This window comes from Haloferax sp. Q22, assembly GCF_001482285.1.
In the GTDB taxonomy this organism is placed as follows: domain Archaea; phylum Halobacteriota; class Halobacteria; order Halobacteriales; family Haloferacaceae; genus Haloferax.
Genome location: NZ_LOEP01000027.1, coordinates 174,785 through 192,145, shown reverse-complemented (window position 1 = coordinate 192,145; position 17,361 = coordinate 174,785). Strand labels below are relative to the sequence as shown.

Annotated in this window: 14 protein-coding genes; 4 read left to right on the top strand and 10 right to left on the bottom strand. The window is 66.9% G+C overall.

Annotated elements, in window-relative coordinates; all coding sequences use genetic code 11:
• The first annotated feature begins 212 nt into the window (after positions 1 to 212).
• Positions 213 to 389: a hypothetical protein gene (locus AM590_RS20875; RefSeq protein ID WP_172795795.1), complete on the top strand. Its 177-nt coding sequence runs from the start codon at positions 213 to 215 to the stop codon at positions 387 to 389.
• 21 nt (positions 390 to 410) lie between these two features.
• Here AM590_RS20875 and gcvPB read toward each other — a convergent pair whose 3' ends face one another.
• The 7 genes from gcvPB to AM590_RS11845 form a co-directional block, all read right to left on the bottom strand.
• Complete coding sequence (gene gcvPB / locus AM590_RS11880; RefSeq protein WP_058827657.1) at positions 411 to 1,832, bottom strand: aminomethyl-transferring glycine dehydrogenase subunit GcvPB; 1,422 nt, start codon at positions 1,830 to 1,832, stop codon at positions 411 to 413.
• Positions 1,832 to 3,175, bottom strand: a complete 1,344-nt coding sequence (gcvPA, locus tag AM590_RS11875) for an aminomethyl-transferring glycine dehydrogenase subunit GcvPA (protein WP_058827656.1) — start codon at positions 3,173 to 3,175, stop codon at positions 1,832 to 1,834. Before gcvPA ends, gcvPB begins: the two co-directional genes overlap by 1 nt.
• A 1-nt stretch (position 3,176) precedes the next feature.
• The gene (gcvH, locus tag AM590_RS11870; protein WP_058827655.1) at positions 3,177 to 3,557 is read right to left on the bottom strand and encodes a glycine cleavage system protein GcvH; all 381 of its coding nucleotides are present in this window, start codon (positions 3,555 to 3,557) and stop codon (positions 3,177 to 3,179) included.
• A 2-nt stretch (positions 3,558 to 3,559) separates the two neighbouring features.
• Complete coding sequence (gene gcvT / locus AM590_RS11865) at positions 3,560 to 4,651, bottom strand: glycine cleavage system aminomethyltransferase GcvT (RefSeq protein ID WP_058827654.1); 1,092 nt, start codon at positions 4,649 to 4,651, stop codon at positions 3,560 to 3,562.
• An 852-nt stretch (positions 4,652 to 5,503) separates the two neighbouring features.
• A complete protein-coding gene (locus AM590_RS11855; RefSeq protein WP_058827652.1) occupies positions 5,504 to 7,930 on the bottom strand; it encodes a DUF2309 domain-containing protein in 2,427 nt (808 codons plus the stop codon).
• Positions 7,920 to 9,404: a proton-conducting transporter membrane subunit gene (locus AM590_RS11850; protein WP_058827651.1), complete on the bottom strand. Its 1,485-nt coding sequence runs from the start codon at positions 9,402 to 9,404 to the stop codon at positions 7,920 to 7,922. The genes AM590_RS11855 and AM590_RS11850 overlap by 11 nt, the downstream gene beginning before the upstream one ends.
• Before the next feature lie 379 nt (positions 9,405 to 9,783).
• A complete protein-coding gene (locus AM590_RS11845) occupies positions 9,784 to 10,269 on the bottom strand; it encodes an Lrp/AsnC family transcriptional regulator (RefSeq protein WP_008095561.1) in 486 nt (161 codons plus the stop codon).
• 427 nt (positions 10,270 to 10,696) lie between these two features.
• On the opposite strand from AM590_RS11845, the gene tuf reads away from it, so the two are divergent.
• Positions 10,697 to 11,959 (top strand): translation elongation factor EF-1 subunit alpha, encoded by a 1,263-nt coding sequence (gene tuf / locus AM590_RS11840; protein ID WP_058827650.1) that lies wholly within the window; start codon positions 10,697 to 10,699, stop codon positions 11,957 to 11,959.
• Between the two features lie 118 nt (positions 11,960 to 12,077).
• Here tuf and AM590_RS11835 read toward each other — a convergent pair whose 3' ends face one another.
• The 3 genes from AM590_RS11835 to AM590_RS11825 all read right to left on the bottom strand — a co-directional run bounded on the left by AM590_RS11835 (position 12,078) and on the right by AM590_RS11825 (position 15,702).
• Entirely contained in the window at positions 12,078 to 12,329 is a 252-nt protein-coding gene (locus tag AM590_RS11835) for a hypothetical protein (protein ID WP_058827649.1), read from the bottom strand.
• A 337-nt stretch (positions 12,330 to 12,666) separates the two neighbouring features.
• Positions 12,667 to 13,962 carry a RimK family alpha-L-glutamate ligase gene (locus tag AM590_RS11830; RefSeq protein WP_058827648.1) on the bottom strand — a complete coding sequence of 432 codons (1,296 nt, stop codon included), beginning with the start codon at positions 13,960 to 13,962 and terminating at the stop codon, positions 12,667 to 12,669.
• 168 nt (positions 13,963 to 14,130) lie between these two features.
• Positions 14,131 to 15,702: a S8 family serine peptidase gene (locus AM590_RS11825; protein ID WP_058827647.1), complete on the bottom strand. Its 1,572-nt coding sequence runs from the start codon at positions 15,700 to 15,702 to the stop codon at positions 14,131 to 14,133.
• Between the two features lie 195 nt (positions 15,703 to 15,897).
• Between AM590_RS11825 and AM590_RS11820 the strand changes: the two genes are divergently transcribed.
• A complete protein-coding gene (locus AM590_RS11820) occupies positions 15,898 to 16,374 on the top strand; it encodes an NYN domain-containing protein (RefSeq protein WP_058827646.1) in 477 nt (158 codons plus the stop codon).
• Between the two features lie 85 nt (positions 16,375 to 16,459).
• Complete coding sequence (locus tag AM590_RS11815) at positions 16,460 to 17,308, top strand: TatD family hydrolase (RefSeq protein ID WP_058827645.1); 849 nt, start codon at positions 16,460 to 16,462, stop codon at positions 17,306 to 17,308.
• Positions 17,309 to 17,361 lie beyond the last annotated feature (53 nt).

Here is a 17,361-nt window from a genome sequence, read left to right as displayed (position 1 = left end):
AGGAGACCGGCCGCGGTTTCGACGCTCGACTCGGGGCTGGCGTGGCAAACGGCGAGGGACGACGTGGGACGACAAGGAACGCGGCCGACGCTCGCGGACTGACGAGTTTTGACGGCGGAAGCAGATTTCATATCGCGCTATTCAGTTTATCGCCCCCGGCACAGCGTCCGCGAACCAATATCTTCAACAACGACTACCACGGATTCGACCCCATGAGCGACCTCGAAATCCAGCGCGAATGCCCGGCCTGCGGCAACGACACGTTCTACCTCGCCGCCAGCATGGAGATTCACCTCGGAAAGAAGACGAAGTGGCACTGCACGGAGTGCGACTACGGCTACATCCACATCACGGACGACATCGAGACGTACGTGAAGGCCGAAGCGTAACCGCGAAAAGGGGTTTTCTCGTTATTCGTCGTCGCCGAGCGCCTGCCACGAGAGCCGCGGGTTCCGCGCGGCGGACACCTGGTCGATGCGGCGGGCGCTGGTCTTCGTGGGCGCGGTTTCGAGCGCCTCGTCGGAGTCGGCGTACGCCGCGTTGAAGGCGTGTGCGAGGTCGTCGAGCGACGCTTTATCCTCGACTTCCGTCGGCTCCGTGAGCATCGCCTGCGAGACGAGTTCGGGCCACTTCGTCGTCGGCGGGTGGACGCCGTAGTCGAGCATGCGCTTCGCCACGTCGGCGGCGTCGCGGTCGCCCGAGGTCGCCGCGAACTCGTGGTGGAACGGCCCGTAGGGCACTTCGAGGTCGATCTGCGAGGCGAGGTAGTTGGCGTTGAGGACGGCCTTGGCGCTGGCGTCCGCGAGGCCCGCGTCGCCGAGGCGGGCGATGTAGGCGTACGCCTTCACGAGGACGAGCCAGTTGCCGGCGAAGCCGTGGACCTTGCCGATAGACGACTCGGGTTCGTACTGCTCGTAGCCCGCGGCCGTCTCGCGGACCATCGGACTCGGGAGGAACTCCGCGAGTTCCTCGACCACGCCGACCGGGCCGGCACCGGGGCCGCCGCCGCCGTGGGGCGTGGCGAACGTCTTGTGGACGTTGTAGTGCATGATGTCGAAGCCCATGTCGCCGGGGCGGGCGCGACCGAGCAGCGCGTTGAGGTTCGCGCCGTCGTAGTACAGCAGGCCGCCCGCGTCGTGGACCATCTCGGCGATGTCGACGATGTCGCGCTCGAACAGCCCCAGCGTGTTGGGGTTCGTGAGCATGAGCGCGGCCGTTTCCTCGGAGATGGCGGCGTCGAGCGCCTCCATGTCTACGCGGCCGTCGTCGTCGGATGGGAGTTCGACCACGTCGTAGCCGGCCATCGCAGCCGACGCGAAGTTCGTCCCGTGGGCCGACGAGGGGATGATAATCTCCGAGCGGTCGTCGCCGCGCGACTCATGGTACGCCTTGGCGACGAGGATACCCGTGAACTCGCCCGCGGCACCCGCCGGGGGTTGGAGCGTCACGGCGTCCATGCCGCCGATGTCCGCGAGGTACTCCTGCAGGCCGTGCAGGAGGCCGAGCGTCCCTTGAATCGTCCGGTCGGAGCGGTCGGGGTGAACCCCGGCGTTGGGGTCCGCCGCCACGTCCTCCGTGAACGAGGGGTTGTACTTCATCGTACACGACCCCAGCGGGTACGGTCCGAGTTCGACGCTGTAGTTCATCTGCGACAGGCGCGTGTAGTGGCGCGCCAGTTGGGGCTCCGACAGCGCCGGGAGCGTCAGTTCGTCGCGGGTCAGGTCATCGGGGAGGACACCCTCGGAATCGACCTCGACGGTGGTGCTGTCCTTTTCGGACAGGAGCGGTTCGTACTCGTCGTCGCGGCTGAATCGGGCTTGGTCGAAGTTCATCAGATGACCTCCTCGAAGGCCGCGACCAGTCCGTCCGCGGCGTCGGCGTTCGCGTCGGTGATACAGACCTGCAGGTGGTGGTCGTCGAGGGCGTGGACCGCGAAGCCGCGGCCCGCGAGGTCGTTCGTGATGGCGGGTGCGGGCTGGTCCGTCCGGACGACGAACTCGCGGAAGTGGTGGCGGTCGTAGAGCGGCGCTTTGACGCCCGAAAGCTCGTCCAGCCGGGCGGCGAGGTCGCGCGCGTCGGTGACCGCCCGCTCGGCGAGGCCGACGAGGCGGTCGGGGCCGAGCCACGCCATGTGCATGGCGGTGCGGAGCGCGACCCACGCCTGATTCGTACAGATGTTCGAGGTCGCGCGCTCCTTGCGGATGTGCTGTTCGCGGGTCTGGAGCGTCAGCGTGAACGCCCGCATGTCCGCGCTGTCCTCGGAGACGCCGACGAGGCGGCCGGGGACCTGCCGGAGGTACTCCTCGCGGGTGGCGAAGATGCCGAGGCCCATGCCGTAGGCCGTGCCGAGGCCGAGCGCGCCGGCTTCGCCGACGACCACGTCGGCACCGACGCTCGCGGGCTCTTCGAGGAGCGCGAGCGCCACGAGGTCGCTTCCGAGACAGAACAGCGCGTCGTTGTCGTGTGCGAGGTCGCCGATATCGGCGAGTCGCTCCTCGATGACGCCGCGGACCGTCGGGGTCTCGGCGTAGACCATCACGGTCTCGTCGTCGACGAGGTCCGCGAGGACCTCGACATCGACCGCGCCGTCGTCCATCGGGTACTCGCCTATCTCCATCTCTGCGCCGTCGAGGTAGTTCTCGAGGACGCCAAGGCGACCCTCGTGGAGGTGCTCGGGGACGAGCACGCGGTGGCCGCTCGCGCCGCGGCGGAGGCGGTTCGCGAGGAGCGCGGCCTCGGCGAGCGCCGTCGCGGCGTCGTACATCGAGCAGTTGGCAACCGGGAGCCCGGTCAGTTCGACCAGCATCGACTGGTACTCGAACAGCACCTGCAGGAAGCCCTGTGCGATTTCGGGCTGGTACTGCGTGTACGAGGTGAGGAACTCCGAGCGTCGCGAGAGGTCGTCGACCAACGCCGGCACGTAGTGGGCGTGGTGGCCGCGGCCGAGGAACTCCGTCAGCTCCTCGTTGCGCGAAAACAGGTCGGCCATGACGTTCCTGAGCTCCTGTTCGTCGGTACCGGAGACGCCGAACTCGCCGTCGAAACGGACCTCATCGGGGATGTCGAAGAGCTCCTCGGCGCTGTCGGCGCCGACGGCGTCCAGCATCGCTTCCTCGTCGGCGTCGGTGTGTGGGGCGTACGGGCTTCCGGCCCGCCGTCCGTTTCCAGCCGTCATCTCACTCCGTCTGCTCGCGGTACTCCTCGGGGGAGAGGAGGTCGTCGAACTCGCTTTCGTCGGCCGGTTCGAGTTCGAGCATCCAGCCGTCGCCGTAGGGGTCGTCGTTGAGGAGTTCCGGGGCGTCGAACAGCTCCTCGTTGACGGCCGTGACCGTGCCCGAGATGGGGGCGTAGAGGTCCGAGACGGCCTTGATGCTCTCGACCACGCCGAACTCCTCGCCGGCGGCGAGTTCGTCGCCCTCGGCGGGGAGTTCGACGAAGACGACGTCGCCCAGTTCGTCCTGTGCGAAGTCGGAGATGCCGATACGGACGGCGTCGCCCTCGGTGGTGGTCCATTCGTGCGATTCCAGGTACTTCCGGTCGTCAGGGATTTCGAACATTGTCAGTTGATGAAGGGAGGTGTCACGATTACTGCGCGCTTCTCGCGGCCGCGGACGAGAATCGAGATTTCGGTCTCGTCGTCGGCGTACTCGACGGGGACGTAGCCGAGACCGATGGGCTCCGACAGCGTCGGGCTCATCGTCCCGCTCGTCACGACGCCGATGACCTCGCCGTCCGGGGTGGCGATGTCGTAGCCGTGTCGGGGAACGCCGCGGTCGAGGAGTGCGAAGCCGACGAAGGTCTCGTCGACGCCGGCCTCGTGCTGTCGTTCGAGGGCGTCGCGGCCCACGAACTCGGTGTCGAGTTTGACGACGAAGCCGATGCCGGCCTCGTAGGGGGTCCGGGGCTCCGTCTCGGGGTCGAAGTCCTGTCCCGAGAGCAGGTAGCCCATCTCCAGTCGGAGCGTGTCGCGGGAGCCGAGCCCGCAGGGAGTCGCGTCGAGCGCCGACCAGACGGTCTCGGCGTCGTCCCACGGACAGAGGACCTCGAAGCCGTCCTCGCCGGTGTAGCCCGTCCGGGCCACCCAGCACTCGACGCCCACCACGTCGGCGAACGTCGCTTGGAACTTCGAGAGGTCGCCGAGGGCCGCGTCGGGCGCGGCGTCGGTGACAGAATCGAGGGCGTCGGGGCCCTGTACCGCGAACATCGCCCAGTCCTCGGTCACGTCCTCGACGGTCGCGTCGAGGTCCCAGTCGTCGCGGAACGAGGTCCAGCGGTCGTACATCTCCTCGTCGTGGCCGGCGTTCGGGATGAAGAGATAGACCCGCTCGTCGCGGTCGGGGAGTCGGTAGACGACGGTGTCGTCGATGATGACGCCCTCGTCGTTCACGATGGCCGAGTACTGCGAGTCACCCGGTTCGAGGGCCGTCACGTCGTTCGTCGTCAGGCGCTGCATCAGCGCGGTCGCGTCCGGGCCGGACACCTCGAGTTCGCTCATGTGCGAAACGTCGAAGATGCCGACCGATTCTCGGACGGCCGCGTGTTCGGCCTTGATGGAGTCGTACTCCACAGGCATGTCCCATCCGCCGAACTCGGTGAACGTCGCCCCGGCGTCCGCGTGGACGTCGTACAACGGCGGCTTGCGAAGGCCCATACAGGCCCCTGCGAACTGCGATAAGTAATGCTTTGGTATCTGTTCGCTCGGTGTGTTCACTATCTTGCATGAATTGGCCCTCTGCTGTGGAAGAAAACACCACGAACCCGCAACCAGATGGCGAAATCTGCCGTCCGGGCGCGATATCGACTGAGGCGGTGACTGCGGAGATAAATCAAATACTGCGATACAGAATGTGGGTGACGTGCGACTGCGCCTCTCACAGTCGCGACGACGAGGCAGACCGCACCGTCTCCCCCGAACCACGTGTCCACAACGGCCAAAGCTACTTGTGCGGAAACGGTGGGTAATCGGCATGCGTCGTCGCCACTTCGTCTCTCTACTCGGAACGGCACTCGTCGGCGGTTGTCTGTCGTCCGATAGCCCGGACACAGCTCCGACGCTCGGCCAGATATCCGTCGTCAACCACGGGTATCGCCCGCACACGGTCCACGTTCTGATAGAACGGAACGGTGAACCAATCTACTGGGCGGACCACAGCGCGACGGCTGGAGACGATATCGGACCCGGGGGTGCGGTTATCCCGTGTGCGTGGGGAACCGAGGCCGGTGAATACGTCGTGAGAGCCCGCCTCGACGAGCGAACGGAGTGGCGCGCTATCGACATCGACGAGTACGACAGCGAGAGCATCGGGCTGCAGATTGGCGATGTGAATACCGGCCCGCGAGACGCGCCACGGTTGACGATTTGGCACACTAGCAACCCGAGCGAACGCTGTCCGACGACGGCGACCGCGGCCGCGACTCGTGAGTTTCGAGAGCCGGACGCTGGAGAACTGCTGTCGAATACGAATACTGCCGACCCGAGACGCGAGCTACCGGGGGCCGACGATTAGTCGTCCGCGACGGCGGTCGCGGTCGGTGCTTCCGGGCGCGATTCGGCTTCGGCCGCTATCTGCTCGAACGCCGGCGTCCACGTCAGTTCCTCCTCGTAGTGGAAGGCGCGGTGGTCCTGCGTCGGGTCGACGACCGTCAGCGAGAGCCAGTCGTTGTCGAGCAGTTCGGTCAGCTCCGCGTGGTCGGCCAGCACGTCGGTGACGCGGTCGACCGGCGCGTGGATGACCGTCGAGAGGCGGAGCGGCTGGTGGTACGGCCTGTCGTCGGCGGCCATCAGCGACTGGAGCGGGAGTCCGGTCATCAGGTCGCCGCCGTTGCCCTGATAGACGCCGACGTTACCGACGGGGTTCTGGGTCACCTTCGACCCGCTCCCGTAGACGGCGTTGTCGACCGTCGAGAAGTAGTACTGCGCGTTTATCCACTGGGTGACGACCATCGGACCCGTCAGAATCGCTTCGAGCGCGTCGCCGTCGGGGTCCGTCGAGTGGTTATACGAGTGGAGGAACGCGCGGCCATCGAGGTCGAGGTCGCTCGTCAGTTCGCGAGGGCCGATGACGAAGCCGGCGTTGCCGGCCAGTCCCCACTCGGGGCGCGTCTCGGCCCAGTCGGCGGCGCGGCGCTCCGCCTCGCTGACGGCCGCGGAGCCGTCGGCACCCGTCCGCTCGGCGGTCGCGTTCTCCCGGGCGACCGCAAGGTCCGCGCGCAGGCGGTCGAGGTCGTCGGCGTGGCTCTGGGGCACGTCGCCGTCGAACAGGTCGATTTCGTCGGTCGTCGTGTTGTGCTCACCGGCGACGAACACCGTGTCCTCGGGGATGTCGAACCCGCGGTCGCGGAGTTCGGCCTTGACGGTCTCGTCGTTGCAGATGGCCGCGAGGACGCGGGCGTTCGGGCCGCCGGGGTTGCCGGCGCAGGCACCGCAGTCCAGACTCGAATCGAACGGGTTGTTGGCCGTCTCGCTGGCGTGGCCGGTGAACACGACGAGGCGACCGAACTCCTCCCAGCCCATCAGTCCGAAGGCGTTCGCGGCGTACTCGACTTTCTCGTCGTCGGTCAGCCCCACTGGGAGGTCGCCGACGTAGGAGTGCTGGTGGTGGACGATTGGGTCGCAGAACTCGTGGTTGTCGGGGGCCGCGTCGTCGGCGGTTCCGAGCAGGTCGGAGACGCGCCCGGGGACGAGCGTGCGGGCCGCGAGGGCGACCCCGTACCCGCTCCCCGCGCTCTCGACGAAGCCGAAGGCGGTGGCGGGGTTGGTCTTCAGCGCCTCGATGGCCTCGCCCGCGGCCTCGCGGAAGCGCGACCAGCGGTCGTGGCTCGTCTTCGTCTCCTCGTCGGTCGGGACCTCGGTGACGTGGTGCTGCGGTTCGACAATCGGGGGGCAGGCGTCGACCGACTCCTCGTCGTCGTAGCCCTGGTACTCCATCGGGATGCCGAAGAAGCCGGCGTAGCCGTGGGTCTCGTAGTCGCCCGTGTCCTCGATGTGCCGGCGGATAACCTCCGAGCGCGTGTCGATACAGAAGACCAGTTGCGCGTCCGGACGACCGCCGGGCGCGCTGTTTTCGAGGGCCTCGCTCTCGGCGGCGACGCGGTCGACGACCTCGCCGCGGTAACTCGCCTCCCACGCGCTCAGGAACGCGTCGGCGAGTTCGTCGGCCGTGTCGGTCTCGGGGTTCTCGGGACCGGTCGACGGCTCGACATCGACGCCGAACGCGTCGAGGAGCGCGAGACGTGCCGCGAGGTAGCCTTCGAGCGTAATCGGGTGCGTGGACTGCCACTCGCCGCCGTCGGCGGCGCGTTGCTTGATGAAGCCGGTCCAGCCGGGGAGCGCGGCGAGTTGCTCTTCGAATATCGGCACCCACTGGCTTTCGGGGTACGACGCGACCACGGACTCGACGGTTTCGACCGGCGACTCGGGCAGGTCGGCGACGATTCCGTCGTCGGGAATCTGGCCGTCGTACGCGGCCATCGAGCGGAAGGCGCTGTAGAACCCGTCTTCGCGGTTCGGCATCGGCCAGTGGGCCTGTCCCTCATCGAGGAACGCCGACAGCCACTTCGTCAGCACGCGGTCGACCCGCGCGGTGCCGGCGTCGGCGTCAGTCTCGGCGTCCGAGGGCTCCGACTCGACGCCGGCGTCCATGCGCTTCAGCAGCGTTTCGGGGTCGTCGTCGTAGCCGCGCTCGGCCAGTTCCGAGGCGAGCACATCGGGGTCGATTTGCCCGTCGTCGAGGGCCGCTTCGAACGTCTCGGGGGTCGGGTAGCCGCGGCCGCCGACGAGGTCAGCGGCCTGGGTGACGGCTTCGTGGAACGGCATGTCTTCGAATCCCGAAAGCGGGTTGGCCGTCACGAACGAGTGAATCGGCCAGACCGAACCGACGGTCGTGGCCGCTTTGTCGATGCTGTCTTCGATGGTGTGTTCAGTACTCATTGTAGTCCTCCGTGGCGGTCAGCACGGTGCTGGAGGCGGGTTGGCTCGCGTTCAACAGCGCGACGTAGAGGCGGTGGCTGCGCTCGTGGACGCCGAGTTCTATCGCGGCGTAGACGACGAGGAAGATGCCGGCGACGAGCGCGTGGAGCGCGCTCAGTTCGGCCGGCGCTTCGACGACCGGCAGTCCCGACAGGACGCTCGAAATCGCCTCGTAGGCGAGCGCGTAGACGGTGATGGCCGGCAGGAAGACGAGCGGGACCGCGCCGTAGCGAGCCGTCGTCGGAAGCGAGGCGTGCGCGACGACGTTGCGGGCCGCGTGCAGCGTGGTGAGCACGACGAACGTCACGAGCAGGAGTCCGCTGTCGAGGTGCGTCCCCTTTCCGGTGAGCGCCGCGAACAGCGCACCGCCGGCCAATCCGGTCGCCACGACGACGACCGCGCCCGCGACGCCGGTTTCGTGGGCGTCATGCTCAGTCGGGGCGGTCTGTTCGACTGCTGCGCCCGCGCTGAGGAAGTGGTACGCCTTGTAGAAGCCGTGCAGGATGAGGTGGGTGATGGCGGCTCCGAAAAAGCCGAGGCCGGCCTGCATAATCATGAAGCCCATCTGGCCGATGGTCGAACAGCCGAGTTCGCTCTTGACGTCCGTCTGGACGTTCTTGAGCAGTTTTCCGAGGAGGGCGCTCGTCGCGCCGACGGCCACGATACCGAGCATGAGCGTGGCGTCGAGAGTCACGACCGGGGCGAACCGGAGCAGCAGGATGCCGCCGGCGTTCACGAAGCCCGCGTGCATCAGCGCCGAGGCGGGCGTCGGCGCGGTCATCGAGGAGAGGAGCCAGCCGTGGAACGGGACGAGCGCGGACTGAATCATCGCCGCGAGAACGAGCGCGACGCAGGCGAGAAGCCACACCGGCCCGCCGAGTCCGTCGGCGGCCGCGGCGATACCGGAGACCGTCGTCGCGCCGGTCGCCCACCAGAGGGCCGCGAGCGCGACGCCGAGGAACGCGCTACTGGCGAGGAAATACCTGCGGGCGACGCTCGCGGCGGCCTGCGCTTGATTCCAGCCGTCGATGATGCCGATGAGTTTCGCCATTGCCAGTCCCATCGCCAGCCAGAGTAGCCAGAACAGCGCGACGTGGTCGGCCGCGACGAGGCCCATCACGGCGACCGTGAAGCCGAACACGGTGGCGAAGAAGCTCGTCTCGTGGCGACTGCCGGCCATGTAGCGGCGCGAGTAGCTGTGGACGATGCCGCTGAAGAACGTCACGACCACCCACAGCAGCACGGTCAGGCCGTCGACGGCGACGACACCGGGAATCTCCCACGCGCCGCCGAGTCGAACTCGGGCGAAGAGCACGGCGACGCTCGCGGCGAACAGCGCCCACACGAGCTTCGTTAGTGCGACGGGCGCGAGCGGCGAGTCCGCCGTCGCGTCCGGGAGTGCTCCGACCGTCGGTTTCGAGCTGTGTCCTGACATCGTTCGATTCGTCGTTGACCAGACCGGGAACCGAAACGCGTTCGGCGACCGATACTGGTCGTCCTTACGCCCATTCGAGAACAGATTGGCTATTAAATCTACCTACATTCACAAATCGTTCGCAAATTAGCCATTAAAGAACATTATGGTTTTCTGGGCATGTGACTATGTGACATTCGGCGCTGGACGGACTGAATCTCTGCAAAACCCGCTTTTCACGCCGTGTACCGCACTATCCGCCCAGTCGGTAATCGACGACCGGCGATTGGTCACGCGACGCCGACCCGCCACGGGGACCTGCGACCGCGGTCGCTCGCCGGACTCGGTGACCGATTCGTGAACGCTCCGTTCGTCGTGAGGATATCGTGCGCGCGCCCGCTCAGGAATCGTTTTCGGCGTGTCTCTCGGCGTCGAACTTCCCGAATGGTGTCGTCTCGTGCGTGCGGACGAGCACCTCGTCGGCGACCGTGAGGCCCATATCGAGGAGTTCCTGCGCGATGGACGTGATGTCGCTGTCCGTCTCGCCGACGGCGGTCACGAGGAGGTTCTGTTCGCCGGTGACCAGTTCTTGGACGGCCACGACGCCGTCCATCTCCAGAATCTCGGGGACGAGTTCGCCGCGCTTGGGAATCGAGGCCGTGCAGTAGAGTAGCATGCGGAGCGGGTAGCCCGACTTCCCGTAGTCGACACTCGCGCTGTAGCCCTTGACCACGCCATCGGATTCGAGTCGCTGGATGCGCTTGCGGACGGTGCTGTCCGAGGTCCCAGTTCGCTTCGCGATGTCGCCGGACGACATGTTTCGCGCGTCCTCTTGGAGCGCGTACAGAATCGCCTTGTCCACGTCGTCGATATCCTCGCCAGCCATACCACTACGTGGGGGAGGAGAGCACTTTATCCTTTGATATTGTTCGGACGGCGCCCCGCTCGACGCCCGGCACTCGTCGTCTCCGGGGGTAGATTTATTACCCATCCGATACAATTAGTTACTATGATTGTTGTAAAAGATAACACCGACACGCCCAAAGCTCACGAGCAGTCCGTTCGCCGCACGGCCACCTTCGCCGACATGGCCGCCGCGATGCGTGGGTTCTGAGCGGTTTTTCTGGGGCCGTCTCTCCGCTCCGTTCGCCCGACTGCGCCGCGATATGACTGATTTCCTGAGTTTTCGCGTTTCCTGATAACCCGTTTCCGCGACCCGTCCGAACCGGCGCAAGACGCGCTTCACGCCGGGAAAACGGATTTACCTTTGGGTGTCATATTCTACCAAACTGGGCGACACCGCCCTGATACCCATGGCAGACAAACCACACCAAAACCTAGCCATCATCGGACACGTCGACCACGGGAAGTCCACGCTCGTCGGCCGGCTTCTGTTCGAGACAGGTAGCGTCCCGGAACACATCATCGAACAGCACCGCGAGGAGGCGGCGTCCAAGGGGAAGTCGGGCTTCGAGTTCGCCTACGTCATGGACAACCTCGCCGAGGAGCGCGAGCGCGGCGTCACCATCGACATCGCCCACCAGCGCTTCGACACGGACAAGTACTACTTCACCATCGTCGACACGCCCGGCCACCGCGACTTCGTGAAGAACATGATCACGGGCGCGTCGCAGGCCGACCACGCGATTCTCGTCGTCGCCGCCGACGACGGGGTCGCGCCGCAGACCCGCGAGCACGTCTTCCTCGCCCGAACGCTCGGTATCGAGGAACTCATCATCGCGGTCAACAAGATGGACGTCGTCGACTACAGCGAAGACTCCTACAAACAGGTCAAAGAGGAGGTCCAACAGCTCCTGAACCAGGTACGGTTCAACTCCGATGACGCGGGCTTCATCCCCATCTCGGCGTTCGAGGGCGACAACATCGCCGAGCCCTCGGAGAACATGCCGTGGTTCGACGGGCCGACCGTCTTGGAGTCGTTGAACAACCTCCCCGAGCCGTCGCCGCCGACCGACGCCCCGCTTCGCGTCCCGATTCAGGACGTGTACACCATCTCCGGCATCGGGACGGTCCCGGTCGGCCGCGTCGAGACGGGGGTTCTCAAGACCGGCGACAACGTCCGGTTCATGCCCTCTGACGCGGGCGGCGAGGTGAAGACGATCGAGATGCACCACGAGGAGGTTCCGGAGGCGGGCCCCGGCGACAACGTCGGCTTCAACGTCCGCGGCGTCGGCAAGGACGACATCCGCCGCGGCGACGTCTGCGGCCCGGCTGACGACCCGCCGTCGGTCGCCAAGACGTTCAAGGCGCAAATCGTCGTGATGCAGCACCCCTCGGTCATCACCGCTGGCTACACGCCGGTCATCCACGCGCACACCGCGCAGGTCGCCTGCACGTTCGAGTCGCTCGACCAGAAACTCGACCCCGCGTCGGGCGAGGTCGCAGAGGAGGAACCGGACTTCATCAAGGCCGGCGACGCCGCCGTCGTCACGCTCCGGCCGCAGAAGCCGCTCAGCATCGAACCGTCGTCAGAAATCGCCGAACTCGGGAGCTTCGCCATCCGCGACATGGGACAGACCATCGCGGCCGGCAAAGTCCTCGAAGTCTACGAGTAGCGCCCGATTTCGACCACCGTTTTTCTTCCCACCGCCGCGACAGCGGTTGGGCCGTCTGCACGGAGGTCGGTCGACCGATCGGTCACAAACCGCGTGTGAGCGCCCGCGGCCTGCGGCGTCACTCGTTCGCGCCGGGGTAGAGCGCCGACACCTGCCAGACGTTCGCGCGAACGCCGGCCCGCTCGATGTCCATCCGCACGCGGTCGCCGGCGTGGTGGTTCGCGAGGTAGTCGCGGAAGCTGCTGTTCTCGTAGGAGGTGACGTGGAACGTCGAGCCGTTGTCGCCGCGGAGCGTCGCCGCACCGTGGTCGTTTACCTCGTTTACGATTGTAAACGTATCTGGGCTATTTCTGGACGCTGCCTGAGACATGTACGATTATATGTTAATGAGGAACATAAAACCTAGCGTTGCGTTTAGTAAATCATCATAAACAATCTCGTGATTGCTTCTCACACGAAGCTGTCCGCTCGCTGTCGGTCGGTTTTCGGAGAATGGCCCGCGTCCGGTGGTCGATTCAGCGGCCGTGCGCCGGCGCTTGGGTTGTGTCCGGCGTGGGACGTGACGCGACACGGCCACGCTATCGAGCGCAGGTGGGTCGTCGAAACGAATCGTGTCGCGTAAGTACGGCGTCTCGAATCGGGGACGGGGCGCAGTCGTCCTAGGCGGTGGAGCCAATTAACCGAATAGCTTGATATATCCGGCTTGATTAGTGGCCCGCGTCGCCGCGGACACCTCGGCGCACGTCGACGTAGTAGTCGCGGAGCAGGTCTCGACCGATTCGGAGCGGCGTCTCCGAATCCACGTCCTCGTCGAGCACCGCGGTCACGGTCCGGCGTTCCCCCGCGAGTTCGACCACGATATCCACCCGCGGGGGCGCGTCGTCGTCGACCACCGCCGCCGGCGGCTCGGTACCGAGGTCGGCCGCCAACTGGGGGGCGATTCGCGTCGTCGAAGCCGCGGTGTCGATGCGCGCGAGCACTTCCTTCGACCCGCTGATGCCGGTGACGGTCACGCGCTCCGCGTGGCCGACGACGGGAACCCGCTCGTCGCGAACGTGCGACGGAGCGTCAGCCGGGGGCGTCCCGTCGAGCGTGCGCCCGAGTCGTTCGACGAGCGCCGGGTCGGCGCGCCCGCCGGCCCGCTCGATTGCGAGGCGGGCGATGGCCGCCGCGGGCGACCGTCCGGTGGCGCGGAAGAGCCCGCGGAACCCCGCCGTCGGATTGACTTCGAGGACGACCCAGCCGTCGTCGCTCTCGATGAGGTCGACGCCGGCGTAGTCGAGGCCGAGCGTCCTCGTCGCCCGGAGCGCCGTTCTCGTAGCCTCCGGCGGGAGGTCCTCCGTGGCGTCCTCCACGTCGCCGCCGAGGGCGACGTTCGTCCGCCAGTCGCCGGCCGGGGCGTAGCGGTACATTGCGCCGACGACCTCGTCGTCGACGACGTACACCCTGAGGTCGCGGCGGTGGTCGCCCGCGTCGATGTACTCCTGAATGAACGCTCGTCGGCCGTCGACGGTCGCCGAGACGGCCCGGTCGTGGTCGACCAGCCACGTCCCCCCGCCGTTGGTCCCGACGGCCGTCTTGTAGACGACCGGCGTCCCGAACCCGTCCCGCGCGGCGTTCAGTTTGGCGTCCGCGGTGGCCATGTACGTGTGCGGTACCGGGACGCCCGCGGCGGCCAGCCTACTCGCCGTCGCGTGCTTGTGGACGGCGAAGAGGACGCACCGCGGGTCGTTGAGCACGGGACGAACCGCGGCGTAGCAACTAGCGATAGAGAGGTCTTCGAGCGGAGTCGTCGATTTCGACAGCAGGAGCCGGTTAACCACCACGTCGACGTCGGGGTCGAGCGCGACGCCCGACGGCGACACGTCGATGCCGACCGCCTCCTCGTGCAACCAGACGGCCTCGTGGCCGAGCGCCGTGACCGCGTTGCTGATGGCTTTCGTCTCCCTGCTGTCGTGGAACCCCAGAATTCCAACCGTGACTGTCGGTTCGTCCCCACCCATAGGTGAGACTACGCGTTCCGGTCGCATCAGCGCATCGCGAGGTCCCGCAGAATTGGGATGTGACGCCGCACGACGCGTGTGGGAGCGCGCGGGCGCGACGGTCACCTGCTCATGAAGTCGGCTATCGGTTCGCTCGCGAGGGGGTCTCGCGGGCGGTTGAGGTCCCTGTTACTCCTTTTCCGTGACCGTCACGGTGTAGCTGCCGCTGCCGGAGTAGCTGTCGACCAGCACCGAGAGGTCGGCCGACGTGTCGGGGTTGTCGACGACTATCTGCTCTTCGCTGTCCGTGGTCCACGACCGGTAGTCGTACGACCCGGTCGTGGGGCACGTCCCCGAGCCCTCGTTGACGTAGAGGTCGAAGTCGGCGCTCGACGGCCCGCTGAGGTCGACGACGACCTGCGACGGAGAGTCGTACTCCCACGCGTAGCTCCAGCAGTCGGAGTCGGCCGACGACGACAGCGAGTCGTCGATGGTCGAGGTTGTCGAGTCGCCGCCACCACCGCCACCACCGCCACCGCCGCCGCTTCCCGGCTCGGTCGTGACGGCGTTCGCGGCGTCCACGCGGCCCGCGCCCTGTTCGTTCTCGGAGAGGCCGACGTCGACCGCGGTGTTCTTAAGTTGGCTTCGCAGGTCGGCCGGCGAGAGGTCGTAGACGGCGAGCGTGAGCCCGGCGACGCCCGAGACGACCGGCGTCGCCATCGACGTGCCGGAGATTTCCTTGTACTCGGTGTCGGTCGTCCAACACGAGAGGACGTTCGTCCCCGGCGCGGCGAGGTCGATGTCGGTGCCGTAGTTGGAGTACGACGCCAGCGTCTCGTCGGGGTCGAGCGCGGAGACGGCGACGCACTCGCTGTAGGCGGCGGGATACGAGACGCTCCCGCTCCCGTCGTTGCCGGCGGCGGCGACGACGAGGCTCCCCTGCTGGGTCGCGTACGACACGGCGTTCTTCATCGTGGACGTGTAACCACCCCCGCCGAGCGAGAGGTTGATGACGTCCGCGCCTTGGTCCGCGGCCCACTCGATGGCATCGGCGATATCGCTCGTCGAGCCGCTGCCGGACTCGGAGAGCGCGCGCACCGAGAGGAGCGACGAGTCGCTGATGCCGCCGATGCCCTCGTTGTTGTCGGTGGAGCCGGCGGCGATGCCGGCGACGTGGGTGCCGTGGTACTCGTCGGCGAGCACGTCCGGATACGGGTCGTCGTCGGCGTCGACGAAGTCCTGCCCCTTGTCGGAGCCGAACTGCGCCGAGAGGTCGGGGTGGTCGTATTTGACCCCCTGGTCGACCACGGCGACGGTCACGTCGGAACTGCCGAGCGTGGTGTCCCACGCGGTGTCGGCGTTCACCTGCTGGGGCGCGTACTGACTGCCGTACTGCGGGTCGTTCGTCGTATAGAGCGCCTGATGGGTGACGTTCTTCTCCGCGTACTTCACCTCGTCGCGCTTCGTGACCGCCGAGATGAAGTTCTCGCGGGCGCGGTCGGCGGCGACCGACGGGAACTTGACCGCCACGTAACTGAGGGTCTTGTTCTCGTGGACGACCGTCGCGTTGCCGGGGACGTGCTTCTCGACGGCCTTGCGCGGGCTGTCGGCCGTCTTCGAGACGCCGACGAGAATCTCTTCTTTCTTCGGGCCGGGGGACCGACCGGGCGTCGCGGTGGTCACGCCTGCCGCACCGGTCAACCCGGCGGCCGCGGCGAGCTTCAGGAAGGTTCGTCTGTCGAAGTTCGGTGTGCCTGCCATGGGCACACATGTCTCGGGAGACCGTGGCAATATTTGTTAGCTTGACTGAAATTTCAATTTCAGCCTGTTCTTCAAAGGTGATTCGGAACAAAATCGTAAACCAAAATAAATCCTCTACAGATTCCCAGATCGTCGTTCCTGCTTCGGTCGATCCTCCCTCGAAATTTATAAACCCGAAACCGGGTGAGGTGGTGTATGGACCTCCTGCGGCGGTTGGTCGGTCCCGACGGGCTCCCGTCGGGCCGAGTGGCGCTCTTCGTGGACGGGCCGAACGTCCTCCGCGACGAGTTCGACGTGGACTTAGACGACATCCGGGCGGCGGCTCGCTCCCTCGGCGGACAGCTGAGCGCGGCGCGGCTCTACCTCGACGAACACGCCACGCCGGGGCTGATTCAGGCGGCCGAGGCGCGCGGCTTCGAGGTTATCGTCACGAGCGGCGACGTCGACGTGAAGCTCGCGGTCGACCTCACCCGGTACGCCGTCGAGGACCGCGCCGACGTCATCGCGGTCGCCTCGCGGGACACCGACTTCAAGCCCGCCCTGGAGACGGCCAACGCCTACGGCCTGCGGACGGTCGCCATCGCGCCGGGGAGCTACGGGCGCTCGGACGCGCTCCAGAACGCGGCGACCCACGCGATGACGCTCGACGAACTCGCAGAGGGCGGCGACTGAGTCGGGCGACGACCCGGCCGCACTCGACCAACTCGACCCGACCGCGAACGGTTCGCTTTTTCCTCCCCCGACCGACCACTCGCCCATGCAGGAGTTCGACACGCCGGTCGTGGACAACCACCTCCACCTCGACCCGGACCACGGGCGCGGACTGGAGGCGGTGAAGGATTTCGCCCGGAGCGGCGGCACGCACCTCCTCGTCGTCAACAAGCCCTCGTGGCTCCTCGGCCACGAGGTCGAGACGGGCGAGGATTTCCGCCCGGTCTTCGAGACGACGGTCGAAGTCGTCCGCGAGGCCACAGAGTTACTTCCCGGTCGCGCGTGGCCGGTTCTCGGCGTCCACCCCGGTCTCGTCTCGAAACTCGTCGACGACCGCGGCTACGCCCCCGAGGCCGCCCGCGACCTGATGTGCGCCGGCCTCGATACCGCCGCCGAGTTCGTCCGCGAGGGCGACGCGCTCGCGCTCAAGTCCGGCCGCCCGCACTACGAGGTCACGGACGCCGTCTGGGAGGCCTCGAACGCCGTCCTCAGACACGGTCTCGACCTTGCCGCGGGCTGCGACTGCGCGCTCCAACTCCACACGGAGTCGACGACCGACCTCTCGGACGTGGCCGAGTGGGCCGACGAGCGCGGCGTGCCCGGCGAACGCGTGGTCAAGCACTACGCGCAGGGCCACCTGACCGGCGGCACGCCGAGCGTCATGAGCGACAAGGACCGCCTCGAAGACGCCGCAGAGCGGGGCGACCCGTTCCTCATGGAGACCGACTTCATCGACGACCCTGACCGCCCCGGCGCGGTGATGGGGCCGAAGACCGTCCCCCGGCGCGTCGATTGGCTCCTCGACGAGGGGCGCGAGGACGCCGTCAGGAACGCCCACGTCGAGACGCCCGCGCTGGTCTACGGCGTCGACACCGAAGCGACGCTCGACCGATAGGGACCGACAGGCAGGGAGACGAGCGAACCGCCGAGACCGGCACACGAGTCGAA